We start from the raw sequence: 20,358 nt of genomic DNA, 5'->3' as shown, positions 1-20,358 counted from the left end.
TTCAAGTCAGATCGTCTGTCGGTCAGGTGTCGAGCGCGGCAAGGCCCAAGGCCTCAAACCGGTCCAGTTGATCCATTTCCGCCGCGCTGAGAACGATTCCGTCACTCAATGCCGTGGCTCGGGCTGCAAACCGCCGTTGCGAGGGCAGGCGCGCGCCTTGACCGACGATGGCCGTGAACAGTTTCTCGCCTTCAGCAATCGGATCACGACCGCTGCGGGCCGCGAAAGTCTGCGGGTCCATCGCAAGCACCAACGCGCCGTGGCGCGGCAACAGGTCGGTCCGCCCCATGAAGTCCAGTGCTTCTTTGCTCATGTATTCGCCCAGCATCGCCCCTGACAGCAACTCGACCATGGTCGAGATCGCCGATCCCTTGTGGCCGCCGAAGGTCAACATCGCCCCATCCAACGCGGCCTCGGGATCGGTGGTTGGGTTGCCATCGCGGTCAATCGCCCAGCCTTCGGGAATGGGAGTTCCGGCCCGCCGGTGCAACTCAATCTCGCCGCGCGCCGCAACGCTGGTGGCAAAGTCGAACACATAGGGCTTGTCGCCGGATCGTGGCCAGCCGAAAGCAAACGGATTGGTGCCCAGCAGCGGGGTCTTGCCGCCCGCTGGGGCCACGAAGGAATAGCTCGGGCACATGGACAGGGCGGCAAGGCCGCGCTCGGCCAAGGCTTCGACATCATGCCATAGTGCCGAAAAATGCAGGCAGTCGCGGATCACCAGTGCCGCCAACCCCGTCTCGCGGGTGCGGGCAACCAGAAGGTCCATGGCGGCATAAAAGGCCGGGTTGGAAAATCCGCCCCCGGCGTCGACCTCAATCACGGCCTTGCCGGTATCGTGAAGTTCCGGCACGGCATCCGGTTCGACCTTTCCCGCCGCAAGAACCCGCAGGCAGCCTTCAATCCGGTAGATTCCGTGCGATTTGCAGTTGTCGCGTTCGCCAGCGACGATCACATGCGCCACCGCTGCCGCGCTCTGCGGCCGGACACCGGCCTTTTCGAAAATGCGCTGGACACGCGCCATCAATGTGTCGACGGAAATCGTCTGGGAAGGGGCCATTCTGGGTCAGTCTCCTGTGCGGGGGCGAGGACGGGTCAAGCCGCCGGTTGGGCCTGCATCACGTATCCACGTCGATATAGGTACATGCCCAGAACACCTTGGTTTCGGTGTCATCGAGGGCGCGCAGGCCATGTTTGATCGTGCTGTCGAAATAGGCGCAGTCGCCGGGTTCCAAGATGACAGGCTGGTAATGCTCGACTACCAGTTCGACGCGTCCGCTGAGGACATAGAGCGTCTCTTCCCCATCATGGGATTCAAGGTCTTCCGGGCGCAGCGGTGCGCGCTTTTCAACGAGGGTCACCAGCGGGATGATCTTTTTCTCGGCCAGCGCATTGCACAGAACTTCATATTCAAAATTCTTCGAGCGGACTTTGCGCCCCTGACCGGCCTTGGTCACCGACATGCGGGTGGTCTGATGCGCCTCGTGATCGGACGAGAACAGGCGCTCCATCCCGATGTCATAAGCCCGGGCAATCCGCACCAGATTCTCATAACTGGGTGACACCCGGCCATTTTCGATCTTGTGGATGGTCGACAGGGCAAGGCCTGTGCGTTGGGCCGCCGCTTCAAGGGTCAATCCACAGCCAAGGCGCACCGCCTTCATGCGGCCGCCCAAATCCGTGCGCAATTGCATGCGCTCGGTTTCCCAGTCATCCTGAGGCAATGCTGCGTGGTTGCGATCCACTGAGGATTTTTCCCTTTGCATTATATTTTTCTTTTCTTACCAGTTCTGATCGTTTAAGCATATTTTTATCCCAAGCGCAATATGCGCAAGGAACGAACCGCGATCGGATTTGCCACGTCTTCCGATCGGGTTGGTTCGCTCCGTGGGGCCTGCACGATGTTCGGTTGCGTGTGGGCGACAGAGAGGTGACACATGGCGACCACTATCGTATCCGCATCCGTGAAGGGACCGCTGCTGGTGTGCAGCGAAGGGTTGAGCGTTTGGGGCGGGGTGAACCCGGCCACCGGACAGATCATCGACGCGCATCATCCTCAGCGCGGGCAAACCCTTGCCGGTCACATCGTTCTCATGCCGACCAGTCGCGGCTCCTGCACCGGCAGTGGCGTTCTGTTGGGGTTGGCGTTTGCGGGCACCGCGCCCCGGGCGCTGGTGTTCAAGGAATCCGAAGACATCCTGACCCTCGGCGCCTTGATCGCCGGGCGGATGTTCGGACATGACATCGCAGTTCTGCGCCTGTCTGAGGCGGAATATGACGCCCTCGCGCATGAGCCCTCGGCAGAGATCACCGAGACGCAGTTGATCGCCGGGGCGCTGTCATGGCCGCTTGCGCCGGTCGGGGCGGTGGCATTGGCGCTCAGCGCGGCCGATCAGGACATGCTGGACGGGCAGGCGGGTGCGGCGGCGCAACTGGCGATGGAAATCATCACCACCATGGCCACGGCCCAAGGGGCAAGATCGCTTCTGGATGTGACCCGCGTCCATATTGATGGCTGCATCTATGCCAGCCCGGCGTTTCTAACATTCGCCCGTGCCATGGCCGATAAGGGCGGGCGCGTCCGGGTGCCGACAACCATGAACGCCATTTCCGTGGACCACGCCAACTGGCGCAAGCAGGGCGTCGCTGAAGCGTTCGGCACCCCGGCGTCGCAACTGGCCGACGCCTATGTGGAAATGGGCGCGGTCCCCAGCTTTACCTGCGCGCCCTATCTGTTGCCCGACCGTCCCGTCGTGGGCGAGGACATCGCGTGGGCCGAAAGCAACGCTGCCATTTATGCCAACAGCGTTTTGGGTGCCCGCACCGTAAAGCATGCGGACTTCATGGATCTGTGCATCGCTCTGACGGGTCGGGCCGCCCGCATCGGGGTGTATGAGCCCGCCGAGCGCGCGCCGCGCCGGATCATTGATGTGACGCGTCCCGATCTGGCCGATGACGCGTTCTGGCCGATGCTGGGCTGGCTGGTGGGGCAGGCGGCGCCGGACCGGGTGCCGGTGATCCGTGGGCTGGAAGACAGCGCCCCGACCGACGATGATCTCAAGGCATTGTGCGCCGCCTATGGCACCACCTCGGCCTCGCCGATGTTGCATATCGCCGGGATCACGCCTGAAGCCGATCTTGCGCCGGTGGCGAGTGCTGACCATGTGGTGATCGGCCCGGACGATTTTGCCAAGCTCTGGCAGCAATTCAATGAAGGCGCGGCCAAGGTCGATCTTGTCGCGCTAGGAAGCCCACATTTTTCGGCCACGGAATGCGCCGCCTTCGCGGACCTGATGGACGGCAAACAGGTGCATCCGGACGTCAGCACCATCGTCACGCTGGGCCGGGGCACGCTTGCGATCATCACGGAAAACGGCGTCAAGGCGCGGCTGCTGGCGGCTGGGGTGAAGATCATCTCGGATCTGTGCTGGTGTTCGATCTCGAAGCCGGTGTTTCCGCCTCAGACCAAGACCCTGATGACCAATTCCGGCAAATATGCGCACTACGCCCCCGGGCTGAGTGAATGCGCCGTCCGCTTCGGATCCCTTGCTGGATGCGCCGACGCCGCCCAGACCGGCCAAGCCCCATCCTGCCCGCCCAGCTGGATCCCGATGGCCGTGCCTGCCGACTTAACTATCTGATCGTGCCGCCCAGTGTGGCGGTTCCCCTGAAGCCCGAATAAACGGAGCGACTTCCATGAACAAAGATGTATTTTACGGCACCATTCCTGCCTTGCTGACCCCCTGCACCCCGGATCGTCAGCCCGATTTCGACGCGCTGGTGCGCAAGGGCAAAGAAATGATCGCGGCGGGCATGTCCGGCGTCGTCTATTGCGGGTCTTGCGGCGACTGGCCATTGCTGACCGATGAGCAGCGCATGGAAGGCGTCGAGCGCCTGACCAAAGCGGGCGTGCCTGTGATCGTCGGAACCGGCGCGATCAACACCAAATCCGCAATCGCCCATGCCGCCCATGCGCAAAAGGTCGGCGCCGCCGGCCTGATGGTCATTCCCCGCGTGCTGTCGCGCGGCCAATCTGGTGCAGCGCAGCGCAATCACTTCAAGGCGATCCTTGATGCAGCGCCGGATGTGCCTGCGGTCATCTATAACAGCAAATACTACGGCTACATGACCCGCGCAGACGTCTTCTTCGCCCTGCGCGCCGAGCACAAGAACCTGATCGGCTTTAAGGAATTTGGTGGCCGCGACGATCTCAGCTATGCGGCTGAATACATCACCTCGCAAGAGGATGACGTCATTCTGATGGTCGGCGTCGATACCGAGGTCTATCACGGCTTCGTCAAATGTGGCGCGGTCGGCGCGATCACCGGCATCGGCACGATCTTCCCGAAAGAGGCGCTGTTGCAAGTGGCCCTGTCGCGGCGTGCTGCCTTGGGCGATCCTGAAGCTGATATGCGGGCGCGTGAACTGGCCGAGGCGTTCTCGGTGCTGGCAAAGTTCGACGAAGGCGTCGATCTAGTGCTGTATTTCAAGCATATGATGGTGCTGAAGGGCGAGGAAGAGTATCGCTTGAACATCTATGAATCCGACGCGCTGTCGGCGTCACAGGCCGGGTTCTGCGAAGCGCAGTTCCACCAGTTCAACAAGTGGTTCGCGGCATGGTCTCAGCAGGGCGGAGTCATCGCTGAATGCATGTAATCGACAGCCACACCGGAGGAGAGCCGACACGGGTGATCCTTGACGGTGGTCCGGACCTTGGGTCCGGGCCGCTGGCTGACCGGGCCCGCAGCCTAGCCACCGATCATCGCGATTTTTACCGCTCGGTCATTCTGGAACCGCGCGGGCAGGTGGCCATGGTGTGCGCTCTGCTGGTGCCGCCGGTTGATCCAACCTGCGTCACCGGTGTGATCTATTTCGACGCTGAAGCCGTGCTGGGGATGTGTGGCCATGGCACCATCGGGCTGGCCGCCACGTTGGTGCATCTGGGCCGGATCGGGCTCGGCCACCACAAGATCGAAACCCCTGTCGGGGTGGTCACGGTCGAGGTCATTGATGCCAACACGGTGACGGTGACCAATATCGAAAGCCGCCGTGTTGCGTCTGGGATTTCGGTGGCGGTGGATGGCATTGGCACCGTGACGGGCGACCTTGCCTATGGCGGCAATGGCTTTTTCCTGATCGACCCAAGCCCGGTTCCGGTGACGGCTTCGAACCTGCGGCAACTGACGGATGTGGGCATCGCGATCCGCGAGGCGTTGCAAGCGCAGGGCGCGGGCGAGGCCGCCGGTCTGGCGGTGGATCACATCATCTTCTATGGCCCCTCCGACAGCCCAGAGGTGCACAGCCGCAATTTTGTGCTGTGCCCGGACAATGCCTATGATCGCTCGCCCTGTGGCACCGGCTGTTCCGCGCGGCTGGCCTGTCTTGCCGCAGACGGCCGCCTTGGCGAAGGCGACGAGATCGTGCAGGAAAGTGTGATCGGCAGCACCTATCGCCTGTCCTATCGGCACGGACCGGAGGGCGGGGTTATTCCGTCGATCACCGGCAAAGCCTATGTGATGGCGGAAAGCACCCTAATCTTCTTGCCTGAAGATCCGTTCCGGGGCGGGATCTGATCCTTGCCGTGCCCGGCCCTTGACCCAATTCTAGCCCTGAACAGAGTGCCCACATGACTCAATCCGCCCCGTCTGAAATCATTGTTATTGGGGCCGGGATCATTGGCGTGACCACTGCGCTGGCGCTTCAGGCGGACGGGCACAAGGTCCGCATATTGGACCGCAAAGGCGTGGCCTCGGAAACCTCGCGCGGCAATGCCGGGGCGTTTGCCTTTGCCGAGATTGAGCCGCTTGCAACCCCCGGGATCATGCGCAAGGCACCGAAATGGCTGCTTGATCCGCTTGGGCCGCTGTCGTTGCGTCCGGAATATGCCCTGAAAATCGCGCCGTGGATGCTGCGGTTCTGGCGCGCCAGTTGGCGGGACCGGCACGAGGCCGCGGTTTCGGCCCAGTCCGCGCTGATGCAACAGTCCCGCGCGGCGCTGGAGCGGTTGATCCCTCAGGTCGCGGGCGAACCGCTGCTGCGGCGCGACGGTCAGCTTCAGGTCTATGAAGGCGCCGCCCAGTTTGCCGCAAGCCTGCCCAGTTGGGAGCGGCGCAAGGATCACGGCATCGCCTTTGATCTGCTCGACACCCCCGGGGCCATTGCGGACATTCAGCCCGGTCTGGATCGGCGGTTCACCCATGCAGGCTATACGCCGGACTGGCTCAGCACCGTCGATCCCGCCATTTGGACCCAGCATATTGCCCGCCAGTTTGTCGATCGCGGCGGCGAGATCGAGATCGCCGAGGTCCGGGGCCTGACCCCACAAGAGACCGGCGTGGATGTGGTCACTGATTTGGGACACCGCCACGCCGAACAGGTGGTGATCGCTTCTGGGGCGTGGTCGCACCAGCTTGCCCGCATGGTGGGCGACCGGATCCCGCTTGAGACCGAACGGGGCTATAACACGACCTTTCCCAACGCCCAGTTCGACCTGCGCGTTCATCTGACCTTTTGCGACCACGGCTTTGTGGTCAGTCGGCTGGGCGATGGCGTCAGGGTCGGCGGTGCCGTGGAACTTGGCGGATTAAGGTTGCCGCCGAATTTCAAGCGGGCCGAAACCCTCGTACGCAAGGCGACTGAGTTTCTGGACGGGTTCGTCCCCGAAGGCGGCACACCGTGGATGGGCTTTCGCCCGTCGCTGCCGGACAGCCTGCCAGTGATCGGGCGTGCGCCCGGTGCGGACCGGGTGATCTATGCCTTCGGCCATGGTCATCTTGGCCTCACCCAATCGGCGGGGACCGCCGAATTGGTGGCCGCGCTGGCATCGCGGCGCGCCCCGGCCATTTCCCTAGCGCCGTTCGCACCGGGACGCTTCTAGCGCCCGTCGTTAGAACAGTCGCGGCCACGTATCCGAGATCCGATAGCCGTCGGGCCAAGGATCGCTGGGGTCCAGCATGTGCTGATGCGTGCCGGTGATCCACGCCCGACCGCTGATTTCCGGCCGGATCGCATCCAGATCGCCCACGCGGACCGCGCCGAGGATCCGGCCATCAAATTCTGACCCGATGATCGACACGCCGGTCAGGCGATCCTTCGGCCCCATCTCATTGCGGGCATGCAACAACGCCATCCGTGCGGACACAGCCGTACCAGTTGGTGAGCGGTCCAGTTTGCCGGGCTGAATGGCAACCACGGATTGCGCGCGCAAGTCATGGCCGTCGCGGGTTATTTTTCCGGCAAACAGGCAGAAGGAATGGTGCGTCCAATCGGGCTTTTCCGGATGCTCAAAGCGATACTGCGCATTGGCCGCATTGGTGATGCGGATCCCAAGCTCGGCAAGTTCGCGGGCGTTCTCGACCACCAGATCGACGCCAAGCGCCTCGGGATCGACCACCACGAAACTGTCGCCGCCAAATGCGGTATCCACGGTGATGCTGCCCAGCCCCGGCACGTCCAGCGGCACGGCCAAACGGTGCGCGAAGGATGGCAGGTTTTCAACATAGATGCGCTGTGCTTTGCCATCGGCGCAATCGGCCCGCACCCGCACCAGCCCACCCGGCGCTTCCAGCACCATTTCGGTCACCGGCTCTTGCATCGGGATAATGCCACTGTCGAGCAAAACGGTCGCCACGCAGATGGAGTTCGATCCCGACATGGGTGGGGTGTCCTCGGGCTCCATGATGATCCACGCGGCCTGCGCCTCGGGATGTTTGGGCGGCACCAGCAGGTTCACATGGCGAAACACCCCGCCGCGCGGCTCGTTCAGCACGAAATTGCGCAAGGTTTGATCCTTGGCGATCCAGTTGCGCTGCTCCCACAGGGTCGCACCGGGCGGAGGCGCGACACCGCCGACGATCACGTCGCCAACTTCGCCTTCGGCGTGGCAGGACACCACATGAATAACCTTGGTGCTGCGCATTCCGCACTCCGATCTGCTTGTCGGGTCCGCGGCGGGGTATTGGGGCCGCGGCGATCCTGGGTTGCTGTCGACCGCCATTTGACGCGATCAGCCTAGGCACTGCCAGCGGTTTCTCAACATAGCCTTCAAGCACGTCCGCCGTCGTGCCCAGAACGCGGTATCCGTGTGGGTCAACCATCTCGGATATCCCCCAATCTCCCGCCGGGTCGCGCGGCACCACCGGCGCGATCGGATCAAGCGCATGGGCGCCACCTTTAATGGCCCGCGTTCTCCCCATTCGGGCGGGCACAGTAAAGACCGTGCAGCGTCTCCAGTACCGCTGCCGCTTCGCGCCCCGTGACCCGGTAATAGATCGTCTGGCCTGCGCGACGCCCCTCGACCAGCCCGGCGTCTTTCAGCCGCTTCAGCTGCTGGGACATGGTGGATTGCGATACCCCGCAGGCACGGGCAAGGTCCCCGACCGCTTTTTCCCCGTCCAGCAACCGGCAGAGGATTTGCAGCCGTGCCTCAGAGGCCAGCATCGTCATCAGGGCCGCCGCCCCGGCGATATCGCCCTCCAGAAAATCGCCCGTGTTTTTCATATGAGACTCGTTTAATATTACGGAAGTTGAATATATATAGGGGACGACATCCTGCGGCAAGGCTGCCCGGCGGCAGTTTGGGGCGGCGCATCACGGAGTTTGAACATGGAAACCGAATTCACACCTTGGCTGTCGCTCGGCGGCGGCATGTTGATCGGGGGCGCGGCGGTGCTGCTGATGGCCACCAATGGCCGCATCGCTGGGATCAGCGGGCTGACCTCGCGGCTGTTTTCGCGCAGCACAGAAGGCGAGGCGCGGGGCGTTTCGGCCCTGTTTGTGCTAGGCTTGTTGCTCGCCGCGCCGCTTTGGATGCTGGTCTCGGGCGGCTGGCCGCAGCAATGGGTGCCGTCGAGCCCGGTTCTTATGGCTGTGGCCGGGCTTTTGGTCGGCTTTGGTGCCACCTATGGCAATGGCTGCACCTCGGGTCATGGCGTCTGCGGCATCAGCCGCGGATCGGCCCGGTCAATCGTCGCCACCGTCACGTTCATGGCGGCGGCATTTGTCACCGTGTTCATCATGCGCCACCTGATCGGAGCCTGACATGAAACAGATATTCGCGCTTCTTTCCGGCCTTATCTTTGGCTTGGGACTGATCATATCGGGCATGGCGGACCCGGCCAAGGTGCTGAACTTTTTGGATGTCTTTGGCACGTGGGACCCCAGTCTTGCCTTTGTCATGGGCGGTGCCATCGCGGTGACTGCGCCGGGATTTGCGCTGTTGTTCCGCACCCGGCAGCGGCCCTATTTCGACCACAGCTTTCGCGTTCCCACCCGCAACGATCTTGACCCCAAACTGCTGACCGGGGCCGCGATCTTTGGTATCGGTTGGGGGCTCGGCGGCTTTTGCCCCGGTCCGGCCCTGACCGCGCTGCCCATGGCGGCCACTGGCACACTGATCTTCGTGCCCTTCATGCTGACGGGGATGTGGGTCGCCCGCCACACACCCGATCTGACCCCAACCCCAAAAAAAGGAGCCGCCTGATGCCTGATCCTCTTAAATCTCCGGTGGTGCGCCAGTCCCCGTCCACCGGCCCCGGAAGCCCCGATGTCTGGGGCATCTACGAGCCGGACACCGGATCGATTCAGTATATCTGTGCCGATCCAACCACCAAGAAAGCGGCGCTGATCGATGTGGTCTGGAACTTTGACCCCGCGAATTACCGCTTTTCAACCGAGAGCATGGATCAGGTGCTGAAGATTGTGACCGACGCGGGCCTGACGGTGGAGTGGGTGCTGGATACCCATCCTCATGCCGATCACGTCATGGCGTCGGCGCATCTGAAAAAACGCACGGGCGCACCCAATGCCATCGGCGCGCGGGTGCCCGAGATCGCCAAGATTTGGGCGGATCTTTACAATTTGCCCGACACCTTTGATCCGGGCCGCGATTTCGACCATCTGTTTGAGGATGGTGAAACCTTTAAAATCGGCGATCTGGAGGTGACGGTGATGCTATCGCCCGGCCACACGCTGGGGTCGATTACCTATGTCTGCGGGGATGCGGCCTTTGTGCATGACACGCTGATGCAACCCGATGCTGGGACCTCTCGGTCGGACTTTCCCGGCGGCAGCACCGCCGAACTTTGGGAGTCGATCCAAGAGATCCTCGCGCTGCCCGGCAACACGCGGCTGTATATCGGCCATGACTACGGCACCAAGGATCGGAAAGAACCGAGGTGGGAAGCGACGGTGGACGCGCACAAAGCCAACAACATCCACGTCAAGGATGGCACCAAGCGTGACGATTACATCGATCGCCGCCAGACGCGCGACGCGACGCTCGCGCTGCCAAACCGTATCCTTGCCGCCTTGCAGATCAACCTGCGCGGCGGGCGTCTGCCCCCAGCAGAGACTGACGGCAACCACTACCTGAAACTGCCGGTGAACCGCTTCGATTGAGCCGGGCAAGGGGGCGCCCGGTTGGCGGTGTGGCATCTGGGCCGTCCTGCGGGTTCCGTCCCTCCGCCGCCCCGGGTTGACAGCGGGCAACCCGGGCGGCACGGCACACCGAACGGCGCTGGCCGGGCGTGCTTATCCGGGCGAAACGCACCGCACTTTTTCGACGAACACTGACCGATTGATTTGCAACAATGTGACAAGGCCGTCGTTTTTAAGCCGATTGGGAGGTCTAAATTGCCCCGCGATATGTCATCCGCATTCTGTGTCGCCCGTAACATTCGGGACCAAATGTTTCCCACCTCACGGGCATTTCTGCTTGCGGGCTCAGTGGTGCGGGGAGAAGAAACAGCGTCCTCTGACCTTGATCTTGTTGTCGTCTTTGACCGCGTCGAGACCGCAAAACGACAGTCTTTCACGTTCATGGATTGGCCCGTCGAGGCGTTCATGCATGATGTTCAAACCCTCGAATATTTCATGAAAAACGTGGATCGTCCTACCGGTGTGCCGTCGATGTCCAACATGGTGAATGATGGTGTAGAAATCCCTGAAAACTCGGATGTCGGGCTTTTCGTTAAAGCCATGGCAAAACAGGTGCTTGAGGCCGGGCCTGCGCCGTGGGAGCAAGCGGAGCGCGAGGCTTCGCGCTATGCCATCAGTAATCTGGTGGAGGATATTCGCGCGCCACGCAATCCTGACGAACTGCGCGCCGTCCTTGCCGAACTCTACACCGTCCTTGCCACTCATTATTGCCGGTCGCAGACCCAATGGGCGGCGAAAGGCAAAGCTATTCCCCGACGGCTTCTGAAGCTTGATCCAACGTTTCACCGACAGTTTACGACCGCCTTTGAAACCGCATTTTCGACGAATGAGACGGCGGCAGTCATCCGATTATCGCAAGATGTTTTAAGGCCGGATGGGGGAGGCCTATTCGACGGCTATCGCCGTGAGGCACCGGAAGGCTGGAGGATGCCCGCCTCATAAGCCGCAGCTTTGTCCGGGGCCGCGGTCGGGCAAGGTCCATGGCAAACACCGGTTCTTGACGTGGCTCTCTAAACATCTGAGCCGCGGCCCAAACCAATCATCTCAGGTTGGGGGACACCGGCGTTATCTGCTTTCGTCCCGTGACCAGACGCAGTAGGCATCCCAATCTTCAAAATGTTGGGACACGTCATGGCGCAAAAAGCCACCATTTATAAAGTTGAACTGTCTGTCTCCGACATGGACCGCCATTACTATGAAACCCATAAACTGACCGTTGCGAAACATCCCTCAGAGACGGATGAACGGCTGATGGTTCGCATTCTGGCATTTGCGCTGAATGCTCATGAACATTTGGAAATGACGAAGGGCCTGTCAACGGATGACGAGCCAGACATTTGGCAGAAAAACCTCAGCGGCGAACTTGAGTTGTGCATCGCCTTGGGCCTTCCCACCGAGAAGGTGCTGCGTCAATCCTGTGGCAAAGCCGACAAGGTGATTGTCTATCCATACGGCGGCAGGACCGCCGAAGTGTGGTGGGACAAGATCAAAAACAGCACCACTCGTTTTGACAATCTTCAGGTGATAAATCTGTCCGAGGCCGACACAAGCGAACTGGCAAAACTGGCAAGTCGGGCGATGAAACTTCAGGTCAATATTCAGGACGGTGATGTGATGGTCAGCGTCGGTGATAGCATCGTTTACGTGACCCCGGTCAAATGGAAGACCGCCGCATAAGGCACGGAGGGACACGCATTTCGGTGGTGTGACTGCGGGACGGCACCGCCAACGGCCTCACCGAAGCACAGCAGTTTGCGGCGCTTTCAGCCGAACCCTCCCCGGGGAGCAACTTCATCCGGAGAGCACGAAACCTTGCGATAAAATCACGGCGAAATGCCCACGATGCCGCGGCTTTATCCATTTACCCTGCGGTCAAAATGGCATCGATGGCCCCCAGAAGAACGGTGTCATCGAAGGGTTTACTCAACACTTTGCAATTTCCCAACGTCGCGGCCGAGGCGATATCCACACCGCCGGTCGCGAAAATTACCGGCAGATCCGGATTGGCCCCCCGCGCGTGCTGCGCAAGCACCTCACCGGATTGATCGGGCAAACCCACATCGGTGATCAACAGATCCACGGGCTGCGATTGCAGCACATCAAGTGCCTTTGCGGCGCTAGGCGCCTCCAGCACGTCGAAGCCAGCGTCCCGCAGCGTTTCTGCCATGTCGAGGCGGATCAAGGGATCATCCTCGCAGACCAAAATACGCAGGCCTTTGCGATCAGGAAGCTGTGGTGCCCCGCGCGGGTCAGAGGGCGTCAGCGGAAGCACCGGATATGGGCTGATCGCTGAACCATGTGAGCCAAGAACATCCCGGATCTTTTGCGCCAGTTCCACCCGCGTGTAGGGCTTTCCGATCAGGTGAACCCCGGCATCCAGCCGACCGTTATGGACGATGGAATCCCGGACAAACCCAGAGGTGAACAGCACCGGCACATCTGGGCGCAGTTCGCTCAAGGCCTCGGCCAATTCGTGGCCGGTCATCGTTCCCGGCATCACCACATCGGTGAACAGAAGATCGATATGTTGGCCGGCTTTCAGGATGGTCACAGCTTGGTCGGCGCCAGACGCTTGCAACACGCTGTACCCAAGGTCTGTCAGCAGATTGCATGCGGTGTCGCGAACGTCGGCGTCATCTTCGACCACAAGGATCGTTTCGGACCCACCGGATAGGCCGTCATCGCCCACCGGCGGCGGTATCTGTTCAGCCTCGAACGACCGCGGCAGATACAGGTTAAAGGTGGTTCCGACCCCAAGCTTGCTTTCAAGTGTCACGTGACCGCCCGACTGCTTTGCGAACCCATACACCATCGACAATCCCAGACCGGTCCCGTGTCCGTCCATCTTGGTGGTAAAGAAGGGCTCAAATATCCGCTCAACGGTTTCCGGTGCCATACCGCAGCCGGTATCCGTCACTGCCAGCCAGATATACTGCCCAGGTTTCGCGTCTGGGTGGGTGTGCGCATAAGCTGTGTCCAACTCGGCATTGGCCACCTGAATGGTCAGCGTTCCTTGCCCTTCCATCGCGTCGCGCGCGTTGATCGCGAGGTTCAACAGCGCATTTTCCATGCTGCTGGGGTCAACACTGGTATTCCACAGATCGGCGTCAAACCGCGTTTCCAATGCCACCCCCTCACCGATGGCGCTGTGCAGCATGTCGGTGGTGTCACTGACCAGCCGGGTTAAGTTGATGACCACGGGCGCAAGCGGTTGCTTGCGGGCAAACGACAGCAGCTGAGAAGCAAGGGTCGCGCCGCGCTTGACGCTTCGCATGGCCTGATCGAGGTGTTTCTTGCCGGAAGAGTCCGATGGCATGCCCCGAATGGCAAGTTGCAGATTGCCCAGAACCACCTGTAGGAGGTTGTTGAAATCATGGGCAATCCCACCTGCGAGGCCGCCGATCGCCTCCAGCTTCTGGCTTTGGCGCAGGGCGGCGTACAATTCTTCCAACTCGCGGTTCCGCGCGGCGACCCGGGCTTCCAGCGTCGAATTCAGCTGGGCAATCTCAGCCTCAATGGCTTTACGTTCATCGATATCGGTGTTGGTGCCGACCCAGCCCGTTAACGTCCCATCATCGGCCAACAACGGTGACGCACGGACGATGTGCCAGCGATAACTGCCATCGGCCTTGCGGATGCGAAATTCGGTCTCGTAGCTCTGACCCTGCTCAATCGCGGCCTTCCAGACTTCAACTGCCGACCCAAGATCGTCAGGATGGACGACACGGACCCAGTCGACGCTATAAAGTGCGCCTTCCGCCATCCCAGTGAATTCGTAAACGCGTGTATTCAGCCAGTTCAGACCACCGGTTTTATCAGCGGTCCACACATGAACCGGCATGGTCTGTGCCATGGTCCGGAATTTTTCCCGGGTCGCCGTCAGGTTCGTTTCGGCCACTTTCTGGCCCGTGACGTCATGCCCTTGAACAAAGATGCCGGTTGGCTTGCCGGTGTGGTCATTCAGCGGGTGAAAAATGAAGTCGACGAAATGCTGTTCTGGAGGCCCGCCGGGAACGACCTGAATTTGCGCCGGCATCCCTTTAAATGAGACGGGCTGACCCGATTGGTAAACCTGCTCGAGCAACTCATAGAAGCCTTGCCCTTCGATTTCCGGCAAGGCCTCGCGCACCGGCAACCCGATGACATCGCGCCCGCCGATCAGGTCGGTGTAAGCCTGATTGACGATCTGAAATTCATGGTTTGGGCCATTCAGGATCGCCATGAAACTGGGGGCATGATCGAACGCGGATTGAAAGAACTCGGTCATCTTTCCAAGCGCCAGATTCTCGGTTGCGACGGCTTCGGCGCGCTGCAACAGGGCCGCGTTGCGGGCGCCATGTTCGGCATCTTCGGCTAGGTCGGCGCGATGAAGATCGGTTACATCCATGGTATTTTGCAAAATGAACTCAACCCGGCCGTCGGCATCCAGAATGGGGGTATGCGTGGCACTCCAATACCGTTCGACCAGACTGCCATCCTCGGCCTTGATGGGATACGGAATCAGCGGAAGGTGATCCGCCTGTCCAGTGGCCAGCACACGGCGGAACGATTTACGCAGCATCTGATCTGACACGGACTCGGCGGGCGCAGGAAATTCTTCGGTCAAAATTTGCCCGATCAAGGAGTCTTGGGTGCGCCCTATCACCTTGAGATAGGCATCGTTCGCCCAAACCACGCGCAGATCGGGGTCGACAAGCACATAGGGCGATGGCGCATGCGCAAAAAGCGCGTTCAGATCAATCTTCATGGCCAAAATCCACATTGCTGTTCAGGGTGCATCCTCACACCGGTCTTTTGACAAGAGGGGCGTCACAACCTATCAAATAATATTTGAAAATGATCAACATAGCCCGTGACCTTGGCCCACATAGCCGCGGCTTGATTGCTTTGGTGCCCTTCGGAGGGCCGGAGTCACCGCTGCGAACGATCTATGGGACGCAGTCTGTTGATCAGGCCCATCGTCGATGGCGAACTCATCTGCGCGGTTTTTTGCCAGCCTTTTCGTCAAATGGAACCGATTTGAGCTTTCCTTGGTTGTTCCCGTGACACCGCTAAGGAGAGAGAAAATGGACAATTCAGCACGCAGCAGCCTTGTATCGTCGTCTGATGTGAATGGCACAGAAGTCTATGGCCGGGATGGCACCCACATCGGGTCCATTGACCATCTGATGATCGACAAGTCCTCCGGCAAGGTCGCCTATGCCGTCATCGGCTTTGGTGGCTTCCTTGGCATGGGCGAAGGACATCATCCCCTGCCGTGGGGCAAGCTTCATTACGATCCCACCAAGAACGGGTTTGTCACCGATGTCACTGAGCAAGAAGTGACAGGCGCACCGGCGCGCAATGACAACTGGCGCACCGACCGCGACTGGGAACAGCGGACCTATGAGCATTACGGGGTGCCGTTTTACTGGCTCTAACGGTTGATCACACCACTCCTGCGGCCCGCCCCCGGCCGCAGGAGTGGTTGTTTCAGGCCCATCGCTCATCAGCCCCGCGTCAGACGATTAAGGAGCCCACATGCCGACCGAACAAGGAATTGCCCTTAAAACCACCGATCGGGACTGGTTTACGATCCACCGTGGGGCCTCTCCCATCCTCGGCACAGCGATCCATAATGGTCATGAAGTCAGGCATGACATGGAAGCCCAAATGGCGCTTCCCGAGGATGACCGTCTGCGCGAAGAAGACCCGTTCACCGAATTCACCATCCGCGACCTCGCCAACCGGATCGCCTTTCACCGCTCACGCTTTGCGGTTGATCTGAACCGGGCCCGTGACGAGGCGGTATATCTTTCGCCGGAACAATCTTGGGGTCTGGAGGTCTGGAAGGACGAGCCCAGCGAAGAGATGGTCAAGCAATCCCTTCAGATGCATGATCATTATTACATCATGCTGAAGACCATGCTGCGCGAGTTGGAAGAACAGTACGGCCATTTTATTGTGCTGGACATCCACAGCTATAACCATCGCCGCGAGGGACCCGGCGCGCCTGCCGCCGATCCCGAATCCATGCCGGAAATCAACATCGGCACATCGTCGATGGATCGCGCAAAATGGGCGCATGTAATCGATCCGTTTATCGCCAAATTGCAAGAGTTTGAATTTCGCGGCCATCGAATGGACGTGCGCGAGAACGTGTCATTCCAAGGCAAAGGCGAGCAGACCCGCTTTATCCATGAGCATTTCCCAGACACGGGGTGCGGCATCGCGATCGAGTTCAAAAAGTTCTTCATGGATGAATGGAGCGGCAATCCCGACCGCGAGGCACTGGTCGCCATGCGCGCGATGATCCGGTCGACGCTGCCTATGCTTGAGGACATCGTCAAAGGCATGTCATGACCGGAATGACCTCATCCAACATCTCAATCGATGAGATCGTTGCGGCCCTGAACGCGGCCAAAGCGGTGCGCGACACGTTGCCATCGGCAGGGGGGGTCCATATTGACCGGCCACTTCCGTTCATTTGTGTGCATCAGAAAAGTGACGGCCCGCGCCAAGCCGCCTATGACATAACCACAGCGAACGCATCCTATTTGGTGTCGCCCGACCTTGTCGAAGACGCCGCGACCCTGAACCGGATTGGGCAGGCAATGATCGCGCGCTTTGGCGCGTTCCTCGTGATCGAGGTGTCCGAGTTCGATCAGGATCAACTGTTGACCGAAGACAGCCCATACCTGCCGGATTTTGAGATTGCGTTGGAATGCGACGCTGCGGGGCCAAGCTGCGCCGCGCTTGAGGCCGTCGGCAAGGCCATCCAGAGTGTCTCTGTGCGCTATCGTTCGCCGGTTTTGCGCACCCGCGTGGTGGGCCACAAGGATCGCGGCCCGCTGGCTGGACTGGATCCTGAACTAGGGTTCCTATCCATCCGGTTCGCGCCGATCTATCGTCAGCCAGACTCCGATGCCGTCTACCCAGATCTGCGCGAACGGGTGGTCGCCAACGTCTTTGACGCCTGTTTGCAAGGTGCCGCTGCCTTTGCAAACGCAAGCGGCGCTTTGACAATATCCTCACACCGGGCGTTGGGCCGTGCGTCTTTTGTGGATACGGTGCGCAAGCTGGACAAGCAGATGGATCAAGTGTCCTGCTCGTTCGATTTTCTGATGGCGGTAACGCCGATCAACACCACTGATGCGTGGGAGACGTTCAAAGCTGGCCGGCAGGACCGACCCCCTCGACTTCTGTACCGCCCGCTTACGGTGGACGTGGATGCGCAGAAAAAGGCGCTGAATTCCATTAAATTTGAAAATCTCGAAGACCCGCTTCTGTCCGGGATTTATCGCGACAGACAACGGGAACTTGACCTGCAATTAACCGCGATTGACCTGCGTGGCACCCCCCGGTTTCGCGAGGCGACCCGGTTGCTCTATGGGCCGGTCGAGCCAGAGTTGTTGCGCATGGCGCAAGACATTCTCGCATTGCCGCATCCTGATGGACCAACGTCGAGAGGCGAGGGGGGCCTCGAGGGGCACGTGGATTGCTATGAGTTGCAGGCGTCCGCCTGCGAAATGGTGGCAGGCTATCAAACAGAATATTCCGGTTTTGATGCGGACGTCGTGATCCGGGACGACTTGCCAGCGGGGATGATGGTGTCCGGCCCGTGCCTGATGATTTCGCGCCATACGCGCATGGCGCGCAGCCGGGTTCAGGCGCTGCTGGCACACGAAATCGGTGTTCATCTGATGACCTATTTTGCCGGAGATGCGCAGGGGTTGCGGATTTTTCGCACCGGATTGGCCGGATATGAGGGCATTCAAGAAGGTCTGGCGGTGTTCGCAGAATATCTTGTCGGTGGGCTGACCTTTGGGCGTTTGCGCCTGCTTGCGGCGCGCGTCGTCGGCTGCGCCGCAATGTTGGAGGGTGCCGATTTCATCCAAACCTACCGAATACTAACCCGTGAACATGGCTTTTCGGACAGTGCCGCCTTCAATCTTGCCGTGCGTCTGTACCGGTCCGGTGGCCTTGCAAAAGATGCCATTTATCTGCGCGGTTTGCGGGATGTTCTGGCCCATCTTGGTGCCGGACATTCGCTTGACCCATTTTGGCTGGGCAAGTTTGCCAAAACCCAGTTTCCGCAGATTGAGGAACTCGCCGCACGCGGGTTGCTCAAGGTGCCGCCGATCACCCCGACATTTCTGACCGGTAAGGGCCCCGAAGGGCGCCTTGCTGCTGTGCGTGCGGGCATGTCGCCTGCCGACCTTGTTTCAAGATAGGAATTCCACATGCGTATCGCCTTTTTCGTGAACTCCATCAAAGATGAGCATCCTCACTTCACCACCACCGTGTTTGCACTTGCCGCGCTCGCGCGGGGGCATGAGGTTTGCTATATCACGCCGGGGGATTTCGTGTTGCGCGAGGATGACACGCTGCATGCCTGCGTTCTGACCTTGCCCCGTAGAACGTTTAAGAAGGCCGAGACGCTGCACAAAGCCCTGCATTCGGACGAAACGACACGAGAAGTGATCGACATAACCGAAATTGATGTGCTGATGTTGCGCAACGATCCGTCCCAGGACGCCGAGACGCATCCTTGGGCCGCACAGGCCGGGCCGATGTTCGGACGTCTGGCCGCAGATCGCGGCGTGTTGGTGGTAAACGACCCCGACGGGTTGGCGCTGGCGCAAAACAAACTTTATTTACAGGGGTTTCCGGAAGCCGTTCGTCCCCCTTCGTTGATTTCCAAGAACCTTGAAGAGATCCGGGATTTTATCGGCCGACATCCGAAGGGCGTCATCATTAAGCCGTTACAGGGATCGGGTGGCAAACACGTCTTCAAAATCGATGGTCCGAACGATGCCAACATCAACCAGATTTTCGAGGCGGTCAGTGAAGAAGGCTACATGATTGCTCAAGGCTATATGCCCAAGGCCAAGGACGGGGACATCCGCGTCTTTGTGATGAATGGCAGCCCATTGGAGAGAGATGGAAAATACGCGGCGCTGCGCCGTGTGCCGGCAAAAGGGGATGTCCGATCCAACATGCACGCCAAGGGCACTGCGGTTAAGGTCGAGATGACAGATGAAATCCTTGCTGTGGCAGATCTGGTGCGCCCAAAGCTCATCCATGACGGGCTGTTCATGGTCGGGCTCGATATCGTCGGAGACAAGATTCTCGAAATCAACGTCTTCACTCCGGGGGGTCTCTGGAGCATCTGTGACATGTATAACGCCAACTTTGCCGAGACGGTGTTGATGTCCCTCGAAAAGAAAATCGAGATGCGGGAGGGCAATCAGGGAAATTTATCGAACCGTGAACTTGCTATTCTCTGATGCGGATAAGGGGCGTTGTGATTGCTCCCTGATCTGCCCCCCGCGAAATCGGTCAGCATGATGTAAGGTCTGCACCAGCTCTGACGGTGCAGACCTATGCGAAAGAGCGGTTTGAACCGCGCCAGGTTTGCCGGAGGCTCCAACTCATGAGTAGGATGGAGCATCATGAACAAAACAACGAACAAATATTCACCTGAAGTGCGCGAACGTGCCGTGCGGATGGTTTTGGATGGCGCAGGACATCATGAAAGCCGTTGGGCGGCGATTGTGTCGATTTCATCAAAGATCGGCTGCGCGCCACAGACGCTGAATGACTGGGTGAAGAAGGTCGAGGTTGATACTGGCCAACGTGGCGGGATCACGACCGAGCAAGCCGAGAAGATGAAGGCTTTGGAACGCGAGAACCGCGAGCTGAAGCAGGCCAATGAGATCCTTCGCAAGGCGTCAGCTTATTTTGCCCAGGCGGAGCTCGACCGCCCATTCAAACGATGATCCGGTTCATAGAGGATCATCGCGGGGACCATGGAGATATGGGCAAAAGTTGGTGACGCTTGATCAGGCGGCGGTTTGAAGTTGGCGGATCCCATCCCGGAACTCAACCCCTTGGATGATCTCGGGGAGGCGGTTTTGACCGTCGAGTTTGCGCCATTTC

The 20,358-nt window shown here is 60.0% G+C and carries 18 protein-coding genes, 1 pseudogene and 1 other annotated feature; of the genes and pseudogenes, 14 read left to right on the top strand and 5 right to left on the bottom strand.

Features of this window, described 5'->3' with window-relative positions:
- Positions 1–22 precede the first annotated feature (22 nt).
- A complete protein-coding gene (locus tag BV911_RS10255; protein WP_086053520.1) occupies positions 23–1,060 on the bottom strand; it encodes an Ldh family oxidoreductase in 1,038 nt (345 codons plus the stop codon).
- 58 nt (positions 1,061–1,118) lie between these two features.
- A complete protein-coding gene (locus BV911_RS10250) occupies positions 1,119–1,766 on the bottom strand; it encodes a helix-turn-helix domain-containing protein (protein WP_086053519.1) in 648 nt (215 codons plus the stop codon).
- Between the two features lie 171 nt (positions 1,767–1,937).
- Here BV911_RS10250 and BV911_RS10245 point away from each other — a divergent pair, with 171 nt between their 5' ends.
- Genes BV911_RS10245 through BV911_RS10230 form a run of 4 tightly spaced genes read left to right on the top strand, consistent with a single transcriptional unit; the run spans position 1,938 to position 6,877 of the window.
- Positions 1,938–3,641 carry an aconitase X gene (locus tag BV911_RS10245; protein ID WP_086053518.1) on the top strand — a complete coding sequence of 568 codons (1,704 nt, stop codon included), beginning with the start codon at positions 1,938–1,940 and terminating at the stop codon, positions 3,639–3,641.
- Positions 3,642–3,696: 55 nt separating this feature from the next.
- Positions 3,697–4,656, top strand: coding sequence for a dihydrodipicolinate synthase family protein (locus tag BV911_RS10240; protein ID WP_086053517.1), 960 nt, complete (start codon positions 3,697–3,699; stop codon positions 4,654–4,656).
- Positions 4,647–5,573 (top strand): proline racemase family protein, encoded by a 927-nt coding sequence (locus BV911_RS10235; RefSeq protein ID WP_086053516.1) that lies wholly within the window; start codon positions 4,647–4,649, stop codon positions 5,571–5,573. Before BV911_RS10240 ends, BV911_RS10235 begins: the two co-directional genes overlap by 10 nt.
- A 53-nt stretch (positions 5,574–5,626) precedes the next feature.
- On the top strand, positions 5,627–6,877 hold the full coding sequence (locus BV911_RS10230; protein ID WP_086053515.1) for an FAD-binding oxidoreductase: 1,251 nt from the start codon (positions 5,627–5,629) through the stop codon (positions 6,875–6,877).
- Between the two features lie 9 nt (positions 6,878–6,886).
- Here BV911_RS10230 and BV911_RS10225 read toward each other — a convergent pair whose 3' ends face one another.
- Together BV911_RS10225 and BV911_RS10220 are read right to left on the bottom strand one after the other, a co-directional pair.
- Entirely contained in the window at positions 6,887–7,918 is a 1,032-nt protein-coding gene (locus BV911_RS10225) for a proline racemase family protein (RefSeq protein ID WP_086053514.1), read from the bottom strand.
- 254 nt (positions 7,919–8,172) lie between these two features.
- Positions 8,173–8,499 (bottom strand): helix-turn-helix transcriptional regulator, encoded by a 327-nt coding sequence (locus tag BV911_RS10220; RefSeq protein WP_086053513.1) that lies wholly within the window; start codon positions 8,497–8,499, stop codon positions 8,173–8,175.
- 105 nt (positions 8,500–8,604) lie between these two features.
- Here BV911_RS10220 and BV911_RS10215 point away from each other — a divergent pair, with 105 nt between their 5' ends.
- The 5 genes from BV911_RS10215 to BV911_RS10195 all read left to right on the top strand — a co-directional run bounded on the left by BV911_RS10215 (position 8,605) and on the right by BV911_RS10195 (position 12,114).
- Positions 8,605–9,039: a YeeE/YedE family protein gene (locus tag BV911_RS10215; protein WP_086053512.1), complete on the top strand. Its 435-nt coding sequence runs from the start codon at positions 8,605–8,607 to the stop codon at positions 9,037–9,039.
- A gap of 1 nt (position 9,040) precedes the next feature.
- On the top strand, positions 9,041–9,481 hold the full coding sequence (locus BV911_RS10210; protein ID WP_086053511.1) for a YeeE/YedE family protein: 441 nt from the start codon (positions 9,041–9,043) through the stop codon (positions 9,479–9,481).
- Entirely contained in the window at positions 9,481–10,398 is a 918-nt protein-coding gene (locus BV911_RS10205; RefSeq protein ID WP_086053510.1) for an MBL fold metallo-hydrolase, read from the top strand. The genes BV911_RS10210 and BV911_RS10205 overlap by 1 nt, the downstream gene beginning before the upstream one ends.
- Before the next feature lie 246 nt (positions 10,399–10,644).
- Positions 10,645–11,379 carry a nucleotidyltransferase domain-containing protein gene (locus tag BV911_RS10200; RefSeq protein WP_139840066.1) on the top strand — a complete coding sequence of 245 codons (735 nt, stop codon included), beginning with the start codon at positions 10,645–10,647 and terminating at the stop codon, positions 11,377–11,379.
- A 189-nt stretch (positions 11,380–11,568) separates the two neighbouring features.
- Complete coding sequence (locus BV911_RS10195) at positions 11,569–12,114, top strand: YaeQ family protein (RefSeq protein WP_086053579.1); 546 nt, start codon at positions 11,569–11,571, stop codon at positions 12,112–12,114.
- A gap of 184 nt (positions 12,115–12,298) precedes the next feature.
- Here BV911_RS10195 and BV911_RS10190 read toward each other — a convergent pair whose 3' ends face one another.
- On the bottom strand, positions 12,299–15,184 hold the full coding sequence (locus BV911_RS10190; RefSeq protein ID WP_168184036.1) for a response regulator: 2,886 nt from the start codon (positions 15,182–15,184) through the stop codon (positions 12,299–12,301).
- A 319-nt stretch (positions 15,185–15,503) separates the two neighbouring features.
- Between BV911_RS10190 and BV911_RS10185 the strand changes: the two genes are divergently transcribed.
- The 5 genes and pseudogenes from BV911_RS10185 to BV911_RS10165 all read left to right on the top strand — a co-directional run.
- A complete protein-coding gene (locus tag BV911_RS10185; protein WP_168184035.1) occupies positions 15,504–15,857 on the top strand; it encodes a PRC-barrel domain-containing protein in 354 nt (117 codons plus the stop codon).
- 100 nt (positions 15,858–15,957) lie between these two features.
- Complete coding sequence (locus tag BV911_RS10180; RefSeq protein ID WP_086053507.1) at positions 15,958–16,779, top strand: N-formylglutamate amidohydrolase; 822 nt, start codon at positions 15,958–15,960, stop codon at positions 16,777–16,779.
- Complete coding sequence (locus BV911_RS10175; protein WP_086053506.1) at positions 16,776–18,650, top strand: flavohemoglobin expression-modulating QEGLA motif protein; 1,875 nt, start codon at positions 16,776–16,778, stop codon at positions 18,648–18,650. Before BV911_RS10180 ends, BV911_RS10175 begins: the two co-directional genes overlap by 4 nt.
- 9 nt (positions 18,651–18,659) lie before the next feature.
- On the top strand, positions 18,660–19,706 hold the full coding sequence (locus tag BV911_RS10170) for a glutathione synthetase (protein ID WP_086053505.1): 1,047 nt from the start codon (positions 18,660–18,662) through the stop codon (positions 19,704–19,706).
- Between the two features lie 165 nt (positions 19,707–19,871).
- Positions 19,872–20,233, top strand: a pseudogene (locus BV911_RS10165) (transposase); the annotation flags it as partial.
- Positions 20,153–20,292: a sequence feature (AL1L pseudoknot), on the top strand. Its footprint overlaps the pseudogene before it by 81 nt.
- Positions 20,293–20,358: the final 66 nt, after the last annotated feature.

The sequence above is a fragment of the Pseudoruegeria sp. SK021 genome, from assembly GCF_002119405.1.
Taxonomy (GTDB): domain Bacteria; phylum Pseudomonadota; class Alphaproteobacteria; order Rhodobacterales; family Rhodobacteraceae; genus Meridianimarinicoccus.
This window is presented reverse-complemented; position numbering and strand designations above follow the sequence as displayed.